This is a genomic window from Stenotrophomonas sp. YJH_SMC_21 (assembly GCF_059369555.1).
Genome location: NZ_JCAFSU010000021.1, coordinates 13,081 through 31,293, shown reverse-complemented (window position 1 = coordinate 31,293; position 18,213 = coordinate 13,081). Strand labels below are relative to the sequence as shown.

Annotated in this window: 15 protein-coding genes; 8 read left to right on the top strand and 7 right to left on the bottom strand. The window is 67.4% G+C overall.

Going from position 1 to position 18,213, the window contains the following annotated elements; all coding sequences use genetic code 11:
- Positions 1-325 precede the first annotated feature (325 nt).
- Together pdxY and AC5P67_RS18910 are read left to right on the top strand one after the other, a co-directional pair.
- Complete coding sequence (gene pdxY, locus AC5P67_RS18915; RefSeq protein ID WP_049430620.1) at positions 326-1,234, top strand: pyridoxal kinase; 909 nt, start codon at positions 326-328, stop codon at positions 1,232-1,234.
- Positions 1,231-2,355: a prephenate dehydrogenase gene (locus AC5P67_RS18910; RefSeq protein WP_099605408.1), complete on the top strand. Its 1,125-nt coding sequence runs from the start codon at positions 1,231-1,233 to the stop codon at positions 2,353-2,355. Before pdxY ends, AC5P67_RS18910 begins: the two co-directional genes overlap by 4 nt.
- Positions 2,356-2,585: 230 nt before the next feature.
- Here AC5P67_RS18910 and AC5P67_RS18905 read toward each other — a convergent pair whose 3' ends face one another.
- The 5 genes from AC5P67_RS18905 to AC5P67_RS18885 all read right to left on the bottom strand — a co-directional run bounded on the left by AC5P67_RS18905 (position 2,586) and on the right by AC5P67_RS18885 (position 6,787).
- Complete coding sequence (locus tag AC5P67_RS18905) at positions 2,586-2,780, bottom strand: hypothetical protein (RefSeq protein ID WP_005409247.1); 195 nt, start codon at positions 2,778-2,780, stop codon at positions 2,586-2,588.
- Positions 2,781-2,850: 70 nt separating this feature from the next.
- Complete coding sequence (locus tag AC5P67_RS18900; RefSeq protein ID WP_005413014.1) at positions 2,851-4,623, bottom strand: ABC transporter transmembrane domain-containing protein; 1,773 nt, start codon at positions 4,621-4,623, stop codon at positions 2,851-2,853.
- Positions 4,616-5,212, bottom strand: coding sequence for an IMPACT family protein (locus AC5P67_RS18895; RefSeq protein ID WP_005409249.1), 597 nt, complete (start codon positions 5,210-5,212; stop codon positions 4,616-4,618). The genes AC5P67_RS18900 and AC5P67_RS18895 overlap by 8 nt, the downstream gene beginning before the upstream one ends.
- Before the next feature lie 40 nt (positions 5,213-5,252).
- Positions 5,253-6,272: a hypothetical protein gene (locus AC5P67_RS18890; protein WP_495215092.1), complete on the bottom strand. Its 1,020-nt coding sequence runs from the start codon at positions 6,270-6,272 to the stop codon at positions 5,253-5,255.
- Positions 6,269-6,787 (bottom strand): RNA polymerase sigma factor, encoded by a 519-nt coding sequence (locus AC5P67_RS18885; RefSeq protein WP_229295586.1) that lies wholly within the window; start codon positions 6,785-6,787, stop codon positions 6,269-6,271. The genes AC5P67_RS18890 and AC5P67_RS18885 overlap by 4 nt, the downstream gene beginning before the upstream one ends.
- A gap of 292 nt (positions 6,788-7,079) precedes the next feature.
- On the opposite strand from AC5P67_RS18885, the gene AC5P67_RS18880 reads away from it, so the two are divergent.
- Positions 7,080-9,878 (top strand): bifunctional diguanylate cyclase/phosphodiesterase, encoded by a 2,799-nt coding sequence (locus AC5P67_RS18880; protein WP_005413019.1) that lies wholly within the window; start codon positions 7,080-7,082, stop codon positions 9,876-9,878.
- Positions 9,879-9,897: 19 nt separating this feature from the next.
- Here AC5P67_RS18880 and AC5P67_RS18875 read toward each other — a convergent pair whose 3' ends face one another.
- Both AC5P67_RS18875 and AC5P67_RS18870 read right to left on the bottom strand, forming a co-directional pair.
- The gene (locus tag AC5P67_RS18875; protein WP_005409253.1) at positions 9,898-10,491 is read right to left on the bottom strand and encodes an LOG family protein; all 594 of its coding nucleotides are present in this window, start codon (positions 10,489-10,491) and stop codon (positions 9,898-9,900) included.
- A gap of 182 nt (positions 10,492-10,673) precedes the next feature.
- Positions 10,674-12,170, bottom strand: a complete 1,497-nt coding sequence (locus AC5P67_RS18870; RefSeq protein ID WP_495215090.1) for an aminotransferase class III-fold pyridoxal phosphate-dependent enzyme — start codon at positions 12,168-12,170, stop codon at positions 10,674-10,676.
- Between the two features lie 211 nt (positions 12,171-12,381).
- Here AC5P67_RS18870 and queA point away from each other — a divergent pair, with 211 nt between their 5' ends.
- From queA to secF, 5 genes are all read left to right on the top strand, one after another.
- On the top strand, positions 12,382-13,449 hold the full coding sequence (queA, locus tag AC5P67_RS18865; protein ID WP_495215089.1) for a tRNA preQ1(34) S-adenosylmethionine ribosyltransferase-isomerase QueA: 1,068 nt from the start codon (positions 12,382-12,384) through the stop codon (positions 13,447-13,449).
- A 177-nt stretch (positions 13,450-13,626) separates the two neighbouring features.
- The gene (gene tgt / locus AC5P67_RS18860) at positions 13,627-14,757 is read left to right on the top strand and encodes a tRNA guanosine(34) transglycosylase Tgt (RefSeq protein WP_005409256.1); all 1,131 of its coding nucleotides are present in this window, start codon (positions 13,627-13,629) and stop codon (positions 14,755-14,757) included.
- A 133-nt stretch (positions 14,758-14,890) separates the two neighbouring features.
- Positions 14,891-15,235, top strand: a complete 345-nt coding sequence (gene yajC / locus AC5P67_RS18855) for a preprotein translocase subunit YajC (RefSeq protein ID WP_005409257.1) — start codon at positions 14,891-14,893, stop codon at positions 15,233-15,235.
- Between the two features lie 61 nt (positions 15,236-15,296).
- Positions 15,297-17,153 carry a protein translocase subunit SecD gene (gene secD / locus AC5P67_RS18850; RefSeq protein ID WP_043035689.1) on the top strand — a complete coding sequence of 619 codons (1,857 nt, stop codon included), beginning with the start codon at positions 15,297-15,299 and terminating at the stop codon, positions 17,151-17,153.
- Between the two features lie 16 nt (positions 17,154-17,169).
- Positions 17,170-18,150 (top strand): protein translocase subunit SecF, encoded by a 981-nt coding sequence (gene secF, locus AC5P67_RS18845; protein WP_005409259.1) that lies wholly within the window; start codon positions 17,170-17,172, stop codon positions 18,148-18,150.
- The last annotated feature ends 63 nt before the right edge of the window (positions 18,151-18,213 follow it).

Genomic DNA, 18,213 nt, shown 5'->3' with positions numbered 1-18,213 from the left:
CCTACCAACAGCCGCAGTTGCCAGTAGAGCCACGCCATGCGTGGACGAATTCATTCGGTATCCGACAGATGTGCCGACCAACGGTCGGCACCCACCAGCAGCTGTCGGCCAACTGTCGAAGGTGGGGCGGTGTGGGTGCGCAGGACCGTTGGCGCCATGGATGGCGCCATCGAGCCCCCATGGATGGGTTTACGGCGTGTCCTGACCACCCACACCGCCCCGCCATCCCACGGATAGCCCGCTCTGGCTTTTGATGTTGACGTTGATTCTGCAGGCGCAGGGCTGCAAGCCCTGCCGAACCCCCCACCGGGCGTAGAATGCGGTCATGAGCGAATCCCTTGATAACCACCTGGTCCACGGCCGCCGCCAGCGGCCCGACGGCCCGTCGCCGATCGATGTCATCTCGGTCCAGTCGCAACTTGTCTACGGCCACGCCGGCAACAGCGCCGCCGTGCCGCCGATGCGCGCTCTCGGCGTGCGCGTAGCAGAAATTCCGACCGTGTTGCTCAGCAACGCGCCGTTCTACGACACCACGCGCGGTCGCGTGCTGCCCGCCGACTGGTTCGCCGACCTGCTGCTGGGCACCCACGAGCGCGGCCTGCCGCAGCGGGCGAAGATGCTGGTGTCCGGCTACTTCGGCAGCACCGCCAACGGTGCGGCCTTCGCCGACTGGCTGGATGACATCCTGCCGGCCTGCCCGCAGCTGCGTTACTGCCTGGATCCGGTGATTGGTGATACCCACACCGGCCCCTACGTGGAACCGGGCCTGGAAGCGATCTTCGCCGAGCGCCTGCTGCCGCATGCCTGGCTGGTGACCCCGAACGCCTTTGAACTCAATCGCCTCACCGGTATGCCGGCGCTCGCCGAGGCCGATGCCATCGCCGCCGCACGCACGCTGCTGGATCGTGGCCCGCACTGGGTGATCGCGCACAGCGTGGGCGGCACCCCGGGTGAACTGGTGACCCTGGCTGTCGGCCGCGAGGAGACCTGGCGCTGGACCTCGCCCCTGCTGCCGGTGGACGTGGCTGGTACGGGTGATGTGCTGATGTCGCTGGTGGTGTCGTTCCTGCTGCGCGGCGAATCGATGCAGCAGGCGATCTCGCGTGCGATTGCCGGCACCCACGCGGCCCTGGAGGCGACCCTGGACAACGGCTTCGAAGAATTCGACGTGATCGCTGCAGCGCCTGCCGCGCTGGCCGAGGGGACGCGCTTCCGCGCCGAACGCGTGGCATGAGCGGCCTGCTCGAACGCACGCCGCGCACGGTCGGCATCGTCGGAAGTGCAGGCGCCTACGGGCGCTGGCTGACCCGCTTCTTCCAGCAGCACATGCAGCTGCGGGTCATCGGCCATGATCCGGCTGATCCGGGCTCGCATACGCCGGAACAGCTGCTCGCGCAGGCCGATGTGCTGGTGTTCTCAGCGCCGATCCGGCATACGCCCGCGTTGATCGCCGAGTACGTGCGGCAGTCGGCCGGCCGCGAGCAGGACCGGCTGTGGCTGGACGTGACCTCGGTGAAGGAGGCACCGGTGCAGGCGATGCTGGCCTCGCAGGCCGAGGTGGTCGGGCTGCACCCGATGACCGCGCCACCGAAAGCGCCGACACTGAAGGGTCGGGTGATGGTGGTCTGCGAAGCGCGGCTGCGGCACTGGCAGCCATGGGTCGATTCGCTGTGCACGGCGTTGCAGGCTGAGTGCGTGCGGGCCACGCCACAGCATCACGACCAGATGATGGCGCTGGTACAGGCGATGGTGCATGCCACCCACCTGGCCCAGGCCGGCGTGCTGCGCCAGTATCAGCCGCAGCTGGGCGACCTGGCCGCGATGATGCCGTACCGGTCGGCATCGTTCGAACTGGATACGGCGATCATCTCGCGCATCCTGTCGCTGAACCCCGCGATCTACGAGGACATCCAGTTCGGCAACCCGTACGTGGCGCCGATGCTGGAGCGCTTGGTCGGCCAGCTGCAGGCCCTGCAGGCCCAGGTCGGACAGGGCGACGACACTGCACGCGATGCATTCCGTGAGCAGCTGCTGTCGGCCAGCCGCAGTGCCTTCGGCGAGCAGGCACTGGCCGAGGGCAACTACACCTTCGAACGCGTGGGCTATCTGCTGGCTGACCTGACCGAGCGCAATGCGTTGTCGGTGCACCTGCCGGAAGACCGGCCGGGCTCACTGCGTGAGCTGCTGAACGTGTTCGAGCAGCACCGCATCAGCCTGGCCTCGATCCATTCCTCGCGCACGCCTGGCGGCGAAGTGCATTTCCGGATCGGGTTCGTGGCCGGCAGCGATCCGGGCGCGATCAGTCGCGCGGCCGCTGAAGTGGACGCTAGCGGCATCGGGCGGGTGCTGGGCTGAGCACATTCATCCACAGGCGGTGTGGATGATTTCTGAGCAAAGGTGTGGATAACCTCGCTCAGCCCTTGGTAGTAAAGGCTGTCAAGATGCTTGGTCAAAAATTGATCACGCTTTTTGTAGGGTCGAGCCATGCTCGACCGCCTTTGGCAAAAAGCGTGTCGACCAAGGTCGACACCCACCAGAGCGGAGCGGTACGAAATCCGGTGGCGCCGGGCCATGCCCGGCGAACCTCAGATCGTCAGCCTCAGCTCACCGCCACTGGTGGTGAACTCGCGGCCGTCGCGAACCAGCGGCCGTCCATCATCCAGCTCGTAGCGTGGCGTGGCTTCGGAATGGTGCCCGCTGCCATTCGCCTCGGGCTTGAACTCGATGATGATGTGGCTTTCGCCGTTGCTGTCGACGGCGGGGAACTGACGGAACGACATCGTGCACCTCCTTCAGCGGATGCTGCTGTTGCGCGGCCAGCTTGGCCGCGCCGATGTTAGGCGGACGTCATCAATCGATGAACTGCAGGCGTGCAAGTTCAGCGTACAATCCGCCTTCGGCCAGCAGCTGCGCGTGCGTGCCCTCGGCGACGATGCGGCCCTGGTCCATCACCACGATGCGGTCGGCCTTGAGCACAGTGGCCAGGCGGTGGGCAATGACCAGCGTGGTGCGGCCGGCCATCAGCCGCTCCAGCGCCTGCTGCACGCTGTGCTCGCTCTGCGCGTCCAACGCGCTGGTGGCTTCGTCCAGCAGCAGGATCGGCGCGTCCTTCAGCAGTGCGCGGGCAATCGCCACACGCTGCTGCTGGCCACCGGACAGGCGGGCGCCGCGCTCGCCCAGCTCACTGTCATAGCCCTGCGGCAACGCGCGCAGGAATCCGTCCGCCTCGGCGGCGCGTGCGGCATCTTCCACCTCGCTGTCGCTGGCCTGCAGGCGGCCATAGCGGATGTTGTCGCGCGCGCTGGCGGCAAACAGCGTCGGCTGCTGCGGAACCAGCGCCAGCTGTCCGCGCAGTTCGGCCGGGTCGACCTGGCGCACGTCGATGCCATCCACGCAGATGCGGCCACTGGCCGGATCGTGGAAGCGCAGCAGCATCGACAGCACCGTGCTCTTGCCTGCGCCGGATGGGCCAACCAGGGCCACCGTCTCGCCCGGGCGCACGTGCAGGTTGAAATGGTCCAGCGCCGCCTGGTCAGGCCGCTGCGGGTAATGGAACACCACGTCGTCGAACCGGATCTCGCCACGCAGCGGCTGCGGCAGCACGTGCGGCTGCGCCGGCGCGCGGATCTCGATGTCTTCCTGCAGCAGTTCGCCGATGCGGCCCATGCCGCCGGCCGCGCGCTGCAGTTCGTTCCAGACTTCGGCCAGCGCACCGACCGAACCACCACCGATCAGCGCGTACAGCACGAACTGGCCAAGGGTGCCTGCGCTGAGGCGGCCGTCGATGACATCGTGCGCGCCCAGCCACAGCACGCCGACGATGGCGCCGAACACCAGCAGGATGGCGCTGGCGGTGACCAGCGACTGCGCACCGATGCGGCGGCGGGCGGCCTTGATGGCATCGCCCAGTGCATGGTCGAAGCGGCCGCGCTCGTAGGGTTCGCGTGCATGCGCCTGCACCGTCCTTACGGCGCCCAGGGTCTCGCTGGCCAGGCTGTTGGCATCGGCGATGCGGTCCTGGCTGCTGCGCGCGACGGTGCGCAGCTTGCGCGCACCGATGATGATCGGCAATACCGCAAGCGGAATGCCCAGCAGCGACCACGCCGCCAGCCGCGGGCTGGTGACGAACAGCATCGCCAGACTGCCGACCACCGTGACGCTGCTGCGCAATGCCACCGACATGGTCGAGCCGACCACGCTGCGCAGCAGCTCACTGTCGGCGGTCAGGCGCGAGACCAGCTCACCGCTGCGGCTGCGGTCATGGAAGCCGGCACCGAGCTGGATGAGGTGTGCGTAGAGGCGGCTGCGCAGGTCAGCCACGACCTTTTCGCCCAGCAGCGACACGAAGTAGAAGCGCGCGGCGGTGGCCAGGGCCAGCACCACGGCCACCAGCATCAGCAGGGCGAAGGCACGGTTGATCTGGCCGCCGCTGCTGAAGCCATGGTCGATCATCTGCTTGACCGCCGGCGGCAGGCTCAGCGTGGCCGCCGAAGACACCGCCAGGGCCATCAGCCAAGCGGTGAACAGGCCACTGTGGCGGCGCACGAACGGCCATAGCGTGCGCAGGCTGCCAAGGCGGCGCAGCGGCGGGGGCGAGGCGGGGGCGCCGTCCTTGTCAGTCATCCTGGTGGTCGTCTTCTATGCGGATACGGTCACGAGTGGCGTCGCGCAGGCGGATTTTCAATGCGTCGACCTGATCGGCCGGCAATTCGACCCGCAGGCACACCCCGTTCGCGTCGAACTGTTCATCGCGCTTCTCCGCGCCGAACCCCGGCAGGGCCGCATGCAGGGTGCCCAGGTCTTCGAAGCCGGCCTGCAGCTGCAGCCGTGCCATGGCGACCAGCGCCAGCCGCGGCGCGGTGCGCAGGCATTCTGCGGCGGCGCCACCGTACGCCCGGACCAGGCCGCCGGCGCCGAGCTTGATGCCACCGAACCAGCGCGTCACCACCACCATCACCCGATCGAAGCCCTGCCCGTCGATCGCGGCCAGGATCGGCCGCCCGGCGGTGCCTGCCGGCTCGCCATCATCGCTGGAGCGGTAGTCCTGGCCATGCCGGTAGGCCCAGCAGTTGTGCGTGGCGTCGGCCACGGCAACCTGTTGCAGGAACGCCAGCGCTGCGGGGGCGCCGTCGATCGGCGCGGCATGGGCGATGAAACGGCTGTGTTTGACTTCCAGCGTGTGGCTGACGGGCTGGGCGAGGGTATCGAGCATTCCCGCCATTCTACGGTGTTGCCGGGTACCCCCGCCCGTTTCAGTCGTCCAGCAGCGGGCGCAGGTCGCGCGGCAGGCGCGCTTCCGGATATTGCTGGATGTAGCGCTCCAGGCTGGCGCGGGCGAGGTCGCGCTGGTCCTGATCACGGCGCTCGCGGATTTTCTGCAGCCACTGCCGGCGTGGCAGGCGCGCGTCGGCGTCCACCTCGGCCTGCACGGTATCCGCGCTCAGGCCCGCATCGCTGCCGCGGCGCATGATGCCCGGAGCCGAACGGCTGGGAGCCTCACGCTTCATCGAGGTGATCTCCACCCGATTCAGCGCCTCCGCCCGCTCGACCTCGGCGGCATTGGCTGCTGGTGCCGGTGCAGGTGCCGCGGCCGTGCGTGCTTTCAGTGCCCCGGACGCTGCCGGCGCGAATGCCGGTGCAGGTGCCGGTGCCGAGTAGGCGGCGGATGCCGGTGGCGCAGGCGGCGCTGCGGCCGGTGCTGCCGTCGGCGCTGGCGGGAGGGCCGCAAAGGCGGTATCGGCGGCCGCATCCGCAGCCATCGATCGTGCAGCCTGGGCCGGCGCTTCAGCGGTCTCGGCCGGCGCCGGCTCGGGCGCGCGTGCGATGGCCGGTGCCGGGGCAGCGGCAACAGGGGCGGCCTCGGGTGCTGCGGGCGCAGCGCTTGGTTCGGCGGCCGCCACAGCGCTGTCGGCTGCACTGCGGTCAGCGGCCTGATCGGCAGCCGCAACGTCTTCTGCCGCTGCCGGTGCCGCAGCAACAGCGGCCTCACCGGCCGGAACCGGCGGAGGTTCCGGACGCAGCTGCCAGGCGATGCCGATGGCAAACACCATCGAGGCGGCGATGCCGAACACCGCCGGCCAACGCGAGCGTGTGCACTGCGTGCGCGGCGCCTCGGGAGAGGCGACCGCATCGGCGGCCGGCGCGTCCACGGCAGCGCGGGCCGCGGCCAGGATGGCGGCGTCCAGTGCGGCGGGCGGAGCCTGCTCGGCGCGACGGCCGAGCAGCCGGGCCAGCTCGCGTTCTTCCGGCGTCAGCGGTTCGTCTCGGTTCATGCGTTCAATCCCGCACGCAGCTTGTCCATCGCATAGCGCAGCCGCGATTTCACGGTTTCCCGGCCTACGCCGGTGATCTGGCCGATCTCCTCCAGGCTCAGTTCCTGATCCAGCCGCAGTTGCAGCACTTCGCGCTGCTCAGGCGGCAGTTGTTCCATCGCCAGCTGGATGCGGCGACGTTGTTCGAATTCGGAAAGCTCGCCTTCCGGGGTCTGCCCATCCTCGATCGCGGCCAGGCGCAGATCGGCATCGGCCGGGGCAGCCGGGCGGTGGCGGGCGGCGCGCCAATGGTCGTTCAGGCGGTTGTGGGCAATGCGGAACAGCCAGGTGCTGAAGGCCGCGTCTGGTTGCCACCCGGCACGGGCGCTGATCACCCGCTGCCAGACGTCCTGGAAGATCTCCTCGGCCAGCGCGGTGTCGCGCAGTTGCCGCAGCAGGAAGCCGAACAGGCGCTTGCGGTGGCGCCCATACAGGCTTTCGAACGCGCGCAGGTCGCCACCGGCCCAGGCCAGCATCAAGGCTTCATCGGTTGGCAGTGCGCTGGCTTCCACGGCGTACAGGGTAAGGCCTGCAGGCGGTGGCGCATAGCCGGTGGCAGGGGCGGGCAGGGAGAGGTTCATGGCATGGAAGCAGCTACGGACAGCACGAAAAACGTACGGGCGCACGATTCGGGGTTTACGGGCTTCCATTGCCCCCCGGGTGGCGCGCTATGCTCGGCGGCTCAGGGGAGGCGACGCACAGACGGCGCCAAGAGATTGTCATTTGTCCACGCATGCTGAATCGGCGGAAGAGCCACTACACGAGGCCGTGTTGAGCACGGCGCTGGTGCGCGCGTTGCATGCGCTTTTGCCGGAAACGGCCGTGGTCCGCGTTGGCTGGGACGACCCGCAGCTGGGGAGTGGCCGAGGGGGCTGGCCCTTGCCTGCGATTGACAGCGCTGCGTCCGTGGAGCCCGCCACCGGCGATGGCCAGCACGGCTGGGAGTATGACGGTGCGCGGCTGCTGCTGTCGGTTGCGGGCGCGGTGCCTTCACCCGCGTGGTGGGGGCTGGCCCGGCAGGCGATGGAGCTGGCGCTGCAGCGCGGCCGCCAGGCCGGCCAGATCAAGGCACTGGAAGAGGCCGAACGGCTGCAGCAGGCCCTGTTCCAGATTGCAGATCTGGCCGGTGCCGACCTGGAAATGCCCGAGATGCTGCGCCACGTGCATGGTGTGCTGGGCACGCTGATGTATGCCGAGAACTGCTACATCGTGGAATACGACGATGTGCGCGACCAGATACGCTTCCTGTACTTCGCCGATCAGGTCGATGACTTCGTCGCCGATCCCACGCAGAGCCATGACGCCAGCGAGATGCCGCGCAGCCTGACCGTGGCGCTGTTGCGCCATGGCAAGCCGCTCAGTGGTCCCTCGCGCAGGCTGCTGGCGCAGGTGATGGAACAGGAGCACGACCCGCAGCGTGGGCCCGAAAGCCTGGACTGGCTGGGCGTGCCGATGCTGCGGGACGGCCGCGTCTGCGGCGCCATCGTGGTCCAGAGCTATGAACAGGCAGCCCGCTATGGCGAGGCCGAGCGCGCATTGCTGGGCTTCGTTGCGCAGCACGTACAGACCGCGATGGACCGGCGCCAGGCGCAGGTGCGGCTGGAGCAGCAGGTGGCGCGGCGCACCCAGGAACTGCAGCGCGCCAACCGCAGCCTGCAGGATGAGGTGGCAGAGCGTCGCCGTGCCGAACAGTTGCAGATCGCGCTGTACAACATCGCCGAGATGGCGATGTCGGCCGACAGCCTGGACCAGTTCTATGGTCAGGTGCATGGGGTGGTCGGGCGCCTGCTCGACGCACGCAATTTCTACATCGCCCTGGTCAACCCGGCCGGCAACGGCCTGGACTTCGTGTATTCGGTGGACGAGCACAATGCCAGCCGCGCGCCACGGCCGTTCAGCCGGGGCCTGACCGAATACGTGGTGCGCAACCGGCGCCCGCTGCTGGCGTCACGCGCGCAGATCGATGCGCTGCTGGCCAGTGGTGAAGTGCGCGAGTCCGGCGCGCGCTCGCATTGCTGGCTGGGCGTGCCGCTGCTGCGCGACGATGAGGTGGTGGGTGCGATCGTGGTGCAGAGCTACAGCGAGAACAGCACGTTCAGCGTGCACGATCAGCGGCTGCTGACCTTTGTTGCGCAGAACATCGGAACCGGGCTTGCGCGCCAGCGCGACCAGCAGCGGCTGCGTTCGGCACATGCCGAGCTGGAAAAGCGCGTTGAGGAACGCACCCGCGAACTGGCCGAGGTCAACGAAAAGCTGCTTGGGCAGATCGGTGAGCGCCTGCGTGCCGAGCAGCGCCTGACCCACCAGGCCATGCACGATGCGCTGACCGGCCTGCCCAACCGCCTGCACCTGCTGGATCGCCTGCAGGATTCACTGGCGCTGGCCAAGCGTGAGGGCGGACCGGTGTTCGCCGTGCTGTTCCTCGATCTGGACCGCTTCAAGCTGGTCAACGACAGCATCGGCCATGCCGCCGGCGACCGCATGCTGGTGGAAGTGGCCAAGCGCATCGTGTCGATGGCAGGTACCGAAGATGTGGTGGCACGGCTCGGCGGTGATGAGTTCGCTGTGCTGCTGCAGTGCCCGCAGGGCCTGGCGCAGGCACTGGATTTCGGCCAGCGGCTGCTGCTGGCGTTGCAGGAATCGATGTGGATTGCCGGGCGCGAACTGTTTCCGTCCGGCAGCCTGGGCATTGCCCTGTGGAATCCGCGCTACCGCACCGGAGAAGAGCTGCTGCGCGATGCGGATGCGGCCATGTACCGGGCCAAGGCGCAGGGCCATGACCGCTGTGCGATCTTCGACGAGGACATGCGCGAAGAAGCCATGCGCAGCCTGGACCTGGAAGCCGATCTGCGCCGTGCGATCAACAACCGCGATTTCGTACCGTTCTACCAGCCGATCGTGCGCTTGTCCGACGGCGAAGTGGTCGGTCACGAGGCGCTGCTGCGCTGGCAGCATGAGCGCCGTGGCCTGCTGCTGCCCGGCGCGTTCCTGGAGCTGGGTGAAGAGAGCGGCCTGATCGAACAGGTGGACTGGCTGATCTACGAGCAGGTCATCGCGGGGCTGGCACGGGGAGGCGAAGGCTACGTCTCGGTGAACGTATCGCCCCGGCATTTCCGCTCGGCAGAGTTCAGTGATCGCCTGTTCGGCCTGCTCGACAGCTGTGGTGCCGATCCGCGCCGGCTGCGCCTGGAAATCACCGAGGTGGCGTTGCTGGACGACGGCCCGCACACGCTGCGTATCCTGCAGGGCCTGCGCGAGCGCGGCATCCAGGTGCAGCTGGACGATTTCGGTACCGGGTTCTCCGCGCTGTCCTACCTGCACCGTTTCCCGATCAGCACGCTGAAGATCGACCAGAGCTTCATCGCCGGCCTGCACGGCCCGGAAGTGCAGAGCACGCGGGCGCTGGTTGAGGGCGTGCTGTCGCTGGCGCGCACGCTGGGCATTGAGACGATCGGCGAAGGCATCGAGACCGACGCGCAGCGGCAGACCCTGCGTGAACTGGGCTGCGACTACGGCCAGGGCTACCTGCTGGGGCGGCCCGCCCCATGGGCGCACGCGGCGGCCTGAGCCGCCGCGTACTGTTGCATCATCGCAGGGCGGCGCGGCGCTTCTCGTCGATCCATTTCGAGGCCTGCGCCGGCTGGTAGTTCTTCATCCACTCCAGCATCTCTTCGATGTCCGAGCCGTACCACAGGTCCTGGCGCTGGTCCGGATGCAGGAAGCGTTCTTCCACCATGCGATCGATCATGCCGATCAGCGGGGCGTAGAAGCCGTCCACATCGAGGAATGCGCATGGCTTGTTGCCGATGCCCAGCTGGCGCCAGGTCAGCATCTCGAAGATCTCTTCCATGGTGCCGAAGCCGCCGGGCAGGGCGACGAAACCGTCGGCAAGATCGAACATGCGCGACTTGCGCTCATGCATCGAACCGACGATCTCCAGTTCGGTCAGGCCACGGTGGGCCACTTCCCAGTCGGCCAGCTGGCGCGGGATCACGCCGGTCACCTCGCCGCCAGCGGCGAGCACGGCATTGGCCACGGTTCCCATCAGGCCGACGTTGCCGCCGCCATACACCAGGCGCAGGCCGTCGCGGGCGATGCGGTCACCCAGGGCAATGGCGCGTTCGGTGTAGGCCGGCTTGCTGCCAGCGTTGGAACCACAGTACACACAGATCGATTTCATGGATCTTCCTGTCTCTTGGCCGGAAACGAAAACGCCCCGTCGCCAACCGCAGGGCGGTCGGGGACGGGGTGTCCTTGGATTATGAGCCCTTCTGTAGAGCCGAGCCATGCTCGGCTGCTCTTCGTTCAGATCGCGGCAAAGGCCGAGTCGAGCATGGCTCGACTCACAAACGCCAAGCAGGCTTACGCCGCAGCGGCCTGCTCGCGGCGCGGGCCTTCACACAGGGCGCGGCCGACCATGCCCACCAGCAGGTCCAGCTCCTCGCTGTCCATGCCGAAGTGCGGGGTGAAGCGCAGCGAGTTCTCGCCGCCATGGATCACGTTGATGCCGTGCTGGCGCAGCCATTCCTCGGTCGAGTTGGCGCCGTAGCACTTGAACTGCGGGGCCAGCTCGCAGGAGAACAGCAGACCGGTGCCCTGCACCTTGGTGATCAGCCCGCCCAGCTCGTTCTTCAGCTGTTCAAGCCTGCGCACGGCCTCGGCACCGCGTTCGGCGATGTTGGCGCGAACCTGCGGGGTCAGCTGGGCCAGGGTGGCGCAGGCCACGTCCAGCGCACGCGGGTTGCTGGTCATGGTGTTGCCATAGATGCCCTTGCGGTACAACTGCGCGGCATGCTCGGTCACCGCCAGCACCGACAGCGGGTACTGCGCGGCGTTGAGGGCCTTGGAATAGGTTTCCATGTCCGGCGGGTCGAGGCCTTCGAAGCCCGGGTAATCGACCACCGACAGCACGCCATGCGCGCGCAGGCCGGCCTGGATCGAGTCGAGCAGCAGCAGGCTGCCGTGGGCACGGGTCAGTTCGCGGGCCACGGCATAGAACGACGGCGGCACCGAACGGCCCGGATCGCCTTCGCCCATCACCGGCTCCAGGAACACCGCCTCGATGAACCACTGGTTGCGTGCGGCGTCCTCGAACACCAAGCGCAGGCCGGCTTCGTCGTACGGCGCCACGGTGATCACCGAGTCCTCACCGCGGTAGCTGGCCAGGTGCTGCATGTAGCTCTTGCGGCTGGAATCGGAATACAGGGCAGGGCGATCGGTACGGCCATGGAAGCTGCCCTTGACCACCACGCGCTTGATCGCAGCGCCAGCGTGGCGCGCACCCGGGTCGGTCTGCAGCTTGGCGTTGACGTCGGCGATGCGCGCGGCCAGGCCAACCGCTTCGGAACCGGAATTCAGGCACATGAAACGGGCGAACGGGCAGCCGCCACGGCGGTGGCCGATCTCGGCGCGCAGGGCGGTGATGAAACGCTGCTGCGACAGGCTGGGGGTCATGATGTTGGCCATCACCTGCGGGCGGGCCATCGCCTCCAACACGGCGTCAGGGGCGTGCCCGAAGCCGAGCATGCCGTAGCCGCCGGCGTCGTACAGCACGGCGCCCTTCAGGGTGACCACCCATGGGCCGCGCGCAGCCAGTGCCACGTACGGGGTCACCGCGTCATCGGCGTAGAAATTGACGAAACCGTCCTGCATCGCGTCGATCTGCGCCTGTTCGTCCTGCGCCAGCAGCGGCCCCAGGTCGGCCTGCACGCGCGCGAACTCCTCGGCAGCGGCGTCCACCGCAGCGATCAGCTGCGGGTGGTTGGCGGACAGGGCGGTCAGGGTGGCATCGTCCAGCCCGGTGGTGAGACGGGTGCCGGGCTGGCTGCGCAGGGGGGCGAGGCGTTCGATGAAGCTCATTGCAGATCTCCTGAAACAATGGGTCGCACGGGTCTTCAAAAGCAAAACGCGCGTCATCACGCGCGCTTGGGGGCAGGCTCGTGCAGCGGACTTCCGGCTCGATGCTAGCACTTGTTTTTTTGCGCGATAACCCCGCAGAAACCTGCTGCATAGCAGCATTTTCCGCGACGTTCGCCGCGAAGCACGCCGGCTCGCAGACGCTGGACGTACAATGCGCGCCATTGTCGACCTGTTGCCGCCCACTGCCTTGAAGAAGTCCGATTTCCATTACGACCTGCCGGCTGAACTGATCGCGCAGGCCCCGCTGGCCGAACGTTCCGCAAGCCGCCTGCTGCTGGTACCGCCGGCGCCCGATGCCTTCACCGACCTGCAGGTGCGCGACCTGCCGTCGCTGCTGCAGCCGGGCGACCTGCTGGTGTTCAACGACACCCGGGTGATCCCGGCGCGCCTGTTCGGGCAGAAGGCCAGCGGTGGCCGCGTGGAGATACTGATCGAGCGCCTGCTGGGCGGCCAGCAGGCACGTGCCCAGGTGGGCGCCAGCAAGTCACCGAAGGCCGGCAGCCGCATCGCGCTGGATGCCGGCGGTGAAGCAGAAGTGCTGGGCCGCGATGGCGAGTTCTACGTACTGCAGTTCCATGTGCCGGAATCGCTGGAACAGTGGCTGCTGCACGCCGGCCGCCTGCCGCTGCCGCCGTACATCCAGCGCGAGCCGGGCGTGGACGACCGCGAGCGCTATCAGACTGTGTTCGCGCGCGAAGTGGGGGCGGTGGCGGCGCCGACCGCCGGCCTGCATTTCGACGAACCGCTGCTGGCCGCACTGAAGGACAAGGGCGTGGAGTTCGGGCACGTCACCCTGCACGTGGGTGCAGGCACCTTCCAGCCGGTGCGTGCCGATGACCTGAAGGACCACGTGATGCACCGCGAGTGGCTGAACGTGGGTGCCGAGCTGGTGCAGCAGGTGCGGCGCACGCGCGCCGGCGGCGGCCGTGTGATCGGCGTCGGCACCACCGTGGTGCGCGCGCTGGAAAGCGCGATGCGCGACGGCGAGCTGCTGCCGTTTGCCGGTGAAACGCAGATCTTCATCACCCCGGGTTACCGCATCCGCAGCGTCGACGCGATGGTGACCAACTTCCACCTGCCGGAAAGCACGCTGCTGATGATGATCTCCGCGTTCGCCGGCAAGGAGCGCGTGTTCGAGGCCTACCGGCACGCGATCGAGCAGCGCTACCGCTTCTTCAGCTACGGCGACGCGATGCTGCTGTTCCCGCAGGCAGGGTAGGGCGCTGACCTCTGCCTGCTTGTGGTGGGTGCGCACCGTTGGTGCGCACTTGCAGGTGCCTGGAGACCAGGAAAGCCACGCATGGCGTGGCTCTACTGCCGTGCCGTTCAGGCCTGAATGGGCGGTCGAGCCGGTTTTGGGAGACAATGAGCAACTATTTGCCCGAATGACCGCTCCATGTCCCGACTGCAGTTCCAGCTCCAGACCCGCGACGGCCGTGCCCGCCGTGGCCGCCTGACCTTCCCGCGTGGCACGGTGGAAACGCCGGCCTTCATGCCGGTGGGGACCTATGGCTCGGTCAAGGGCATCCTGCCGGACCAGGTGCGTGCGCTGGGCGCCGAGATCATCCTCGGCAATACCTTCCACCTGTACCTGCGCCCGGGCCTGGACATCATCGCCGACCACGGCGGCCTGCACGGCTTCTGCCGCTGGGACGGCCCGATCCTGACCGACTCCGGTGGCTTCCAGGTGTTCTCGCTGGCCCACCGCCGCAAGATCACTGAGCAGGGCGTGACCTTTGCCTCGCCCACCGACGGCGCCCGTGTGTTCCTGGGCCCGGAAGAGAGCATGAAGATCCAGAAGGTGCTCGATTCGGACGTGGTGATGATCTTCGACGAGTGCACCCCGTACCCGGCCACCGAGGATGTGGCGCGCCGGTCGATGGAGCTGAGCCTGCGCTGGGCCCAGCGCAGCCGCAACGCGCATGACGAGCTGGGCAATGACGCGGCCCTGTTCGGCATCGTCCAGGGCGGCGTGCACACCGACCTGCGCAGCCGCTCGGCCGAGGCCCTGCAGGCGATCGGCTTTGACGGCTATGCCATCGGCGGCCTGGCCGTGGGCGAGCCGGAGCACGAGCGCAACGCCATGCTCGACCACCTGGACCCGGAGCTGCCAAGCGACCGTCCGCGCTACCTGATGGGTGTGGGCCGGCCGGAGGACCTCGTCGAGGGTGTCGCACGTGGCGTGGACATGTTCGACTGCGTGATGCCCACCCGTAACGCCCGCAACGGCCACTATTTCACCTCGTTCGGCACCGTTCGCATCCGAAATTCCCAGTACGCGCGGGACATGGACCCGATCGAGCCGGGCTGCGGCTGCGTGGCCTGCACCGGCGGTTACACGCGTTCCTACCTGCGACACCTGGACCGCTGCAACGAGATGCTGGCGCCGATGCTCGGTACCCTGCACAACCTGTTCTATTACGAAAAGCTGATGGCCGACATCCGCGCGGCCATCGAGGCGGGAACCTTCCTGGCCTTCCGCGAGTCCTTCTACGCGGCACGCGGGGCGGTGGCCCCGCCCCTGTAACCCGAACGCCCCTGCCAAACGGCCCAAGGACGAACGCCCGGGGCCGTGGCATACTTCAAGGCTGACCCAGATCCGCGGTCGACACCTCGTGCCCGTGAAAGGGCCGAAGCGCCGCCCAACCAAAGGACCAACGATGAACCTGCTTGCTTTCCTGATTCCCGCCGCCCACGCCCAGGCCGCCGGCGGCCAACCGCAGGGCATGGGCCTGACCACGCTGCTGTTCCCGGTCATCCTGATCGCCATCATGTACTTCCTGATGATCCGCCCGCAGATGAAGCGGCAGAAGGAGCACAAGGCCATGCTGGAGAAGATCAAGCGTGGCGATGAAGTGCTGACCAACGGCGGCATCGCCGGCATCGTCACCGACATCGGCGACAACTTCATCACCATTGAAGTGGCTGACAACGTGCGCATCCGCGTGCAGAAGGGCGCTGTAGGCAACGTGCTGCCGGCCGGTACCCTGAAGTCGGCCCAGTAAGCCACTCCCTTTCCGATGCACAACCGCGGCGCCGGGGATGGCGCCGCGCGGGACCCAAGCAATGCTCGAATTTCCACGCTGGAAGTACGTCGTCATCCTGATCGTACTGGCGCTCAGCGCGCTGTACGCGCTGCCCAACATCTACCAGAAGGACCCGGCCCTCCAGATCACCGCCAACCGTGGCGGGCAGATCGACGATGCGCTGCGCGACCGTGTGCTGGCCGACCTGAAGACGGCCGGAGTCACCCCCGTCGGTGTCGAGAAGGAAGGGGAAAGCCTGATTGTCCGCCTGCCGGACCTGAAGGCGCAGTCCGCTGCCAGCGACGCCCTGCGCGACACCGTCGGCGAAAAGTACACCGTGGCCCTGAACCTGGCCTCGACCGTGCCGGACTGGCTGGCCAACCTCGGCGGTCGCCCGATGGTGCTGGGCCTGGACCTGCAGGGTGGTGTGCACTTCGTGCTGCAGGTCGACCAGAAGGCCGCCCTCGACAAGCGTCTGGACGCCTACACCGAAGACGTGCGCAGCACCCTGCGTGACGCGCGCATCGCGTACCAGTCGGTGGAGCGTCGCGCGGACAACAGCATCGTGGCCAACCTGAGCCCGTCCGCCGGTGATGACGCCGCACAGCGTGCCCGTGCGGCGCTGGTGAAGGCGCAGCCGACGCTCGGCTACGACGTCAGCGGCAACCGAATCACGGTGACCGTGCCGGAGACCGAGATCGCGCAGATCGCCAATGGCGCCATCGAGCAGAACATCAACACCCTGCGCAACCGCGTGAACCAGCTCGGCGTCGCCGAGCCGATCATCCAGCGCCAGGGTGCCGACCGCGTGGTCGTGCAGCTGCCCGGCGTGCAGGACACTGCCGAAGCCAAGCGCATGATCGGCGCCACCGCCACCCTGGAATACCGCGCGGTGGTCGAGGGCAATGCCCAGGACGCCATCGACTCCGGCCGCATTCCGCCGGAAGCGAAGGTCTATCAGCGCCGTGACGGCGGCGGTCCGATCCTGCTGAACAAGCGCGTGATCGTCACCGGCGACCAGATGGTCGGCGCGCAGGCGGTGACCGACTCCACCAGCGGTGCCCCGGCGGTCAGCGTGACGCTGAACAACGTCGGCGGCCAGCGCATGTTCGACTTCACCAGCGCCAACGTGAACAAGCCGATGGCGGTGGTGTATACCGAACGCGTGCCGACCGTGACCCTGGTTGACGGCCAGGAAGTGCGTGGCTTCAAGGTCAACGAGGAAGTGATCTCGGTGGCCAACATCAACGGCGTGTTCGGCAAGAACTTCCAGACCACCGGCCTGCAGAAGAAGGAAGCCGACGACCTGGCCAAGCTGCTGAAGTCCGGCTCGCTGGCCGCGCCGATGGACTTCGTCGAAGAGCGTGTGGTCGGCCCGAGCCTCGGCGCCGAGAACGTCAAGAACGGCATGCGCGCAGTGGTGTTCGCGTTCCTGTTCACCCTGGTGTTCTTCAGCGTGTACTACCGCATGTTCGGTGTGATCACCTCGATCGCGATGCTGTTCAACCTGCTGATCGTGGTGGCGGTGATGTCGCTGTTTGGCGCGACCATGACCCTGCCGGGCTTCGCCGGCCTGGCGTTGTCGGTCGGCCTGTCGGTGGACGCCAACGTGCTGATCAACGAGCGTATCCGTGAAGAGCTGCGTGCCGGCGTGCCGGGCAAGACCGCGATCGTGACCGGTTACGAGCGTGCCTCGGGCACCATCCTCGACGCCAACCTGACCGGCCTGATCGTCGGTGTGGCGCTGTTCGCATTCGGTACCGGTCCGCTGAAGGGCTTCGCACTGACCATGATCATCGGTATTTTCGCCTCCATGTTCACCGCGATCACCGTGTCGCGTGCGCTGGCGACGCTGATCTACGGCCGTCGCAAGAAGCTCCAGAACGTGGCCATCTGACGGGACGACACGCACAATGAAACTGTTTCCGCTGCACATCCTCCCGAACGACACCAAGATCGACTTCATGCGCTGGCGCCATGTCGCCATGGCAGTCACCATCGTGGTGTTCCTGGCCTCGGTCGCCATCATCGGCATCAAGGGCTTCAACTACGCGCTGGACTTCACCGGTGGCACCCTGATCGAAGCCCGCTTCGACAAGCCGGTGGACGTCGAGCAGGTCCGCAACAAGCTCGAGCAGAGTGGCTTCGAAGGCGCCCAGGTCCAGAGCGTCGGTGGCAACACCGACCTGCTGATCCGCCTGGCCCCGCACGGTGAGCATGCGCCGGGTACCGGTGACGCCGCCGCCGAGGACAAGGCCACCGCTGCCGCCGTGGTGAAGGCGCTGTCTTCTGCCGACAACCAGGCCACCGTGCTGCGCAACGAGTTCGTCGGCCCGCAGATCGGCAAGGATCTGGCGATGAATGGCCTGTACGCCACCATCTTCATGCTGGCCGGCTTCCTGATCTACATCGCAGTGCGCTTCGAGTGGAAGTTCGCGGTCACCGCCAGCATCGTGGCGATGTTCGACCTGATCGTGACGGTCGCTTACGTGTCCCTGCTGGGTCGTGAGTTCGACCTGACCGTGCTGGCCGGCCTGCTGTCGGTGATGGGCTTTGCGATCAACGACATCATCGTGGTCTTCGACCGCGTCCGCGAGAACTTCCGCAGCCTGCGCGTGGACTCGATGGAAGTGCTGAACCGTTCGATCAACCAGACGCTGTCGCGTACGGTGATCACCGCGGTGATGTTCTTCCTGTCGGCGCTGGCGCTGTACATGTACGGCGGCAGCTCGATGGAAGGCCTGGCCGAGACGCACATGATCGGTGCGGTGATCGTGGTGCTGTCCTCGATCCTGGTGGCGGTGCCGATGCTGACGATCGGCTTCCTGCGCGTCAGCAAGCAGGACCTGCTGCCGAAGGCGAAGGACGTCGAGGCCCTGGCCCGTCGCCCGTAAACGCCTGCTGCACGCAGCACACAGAGAACCCCGCGCAAGCGGGGTTTTTTGTTGGCAGGGCTT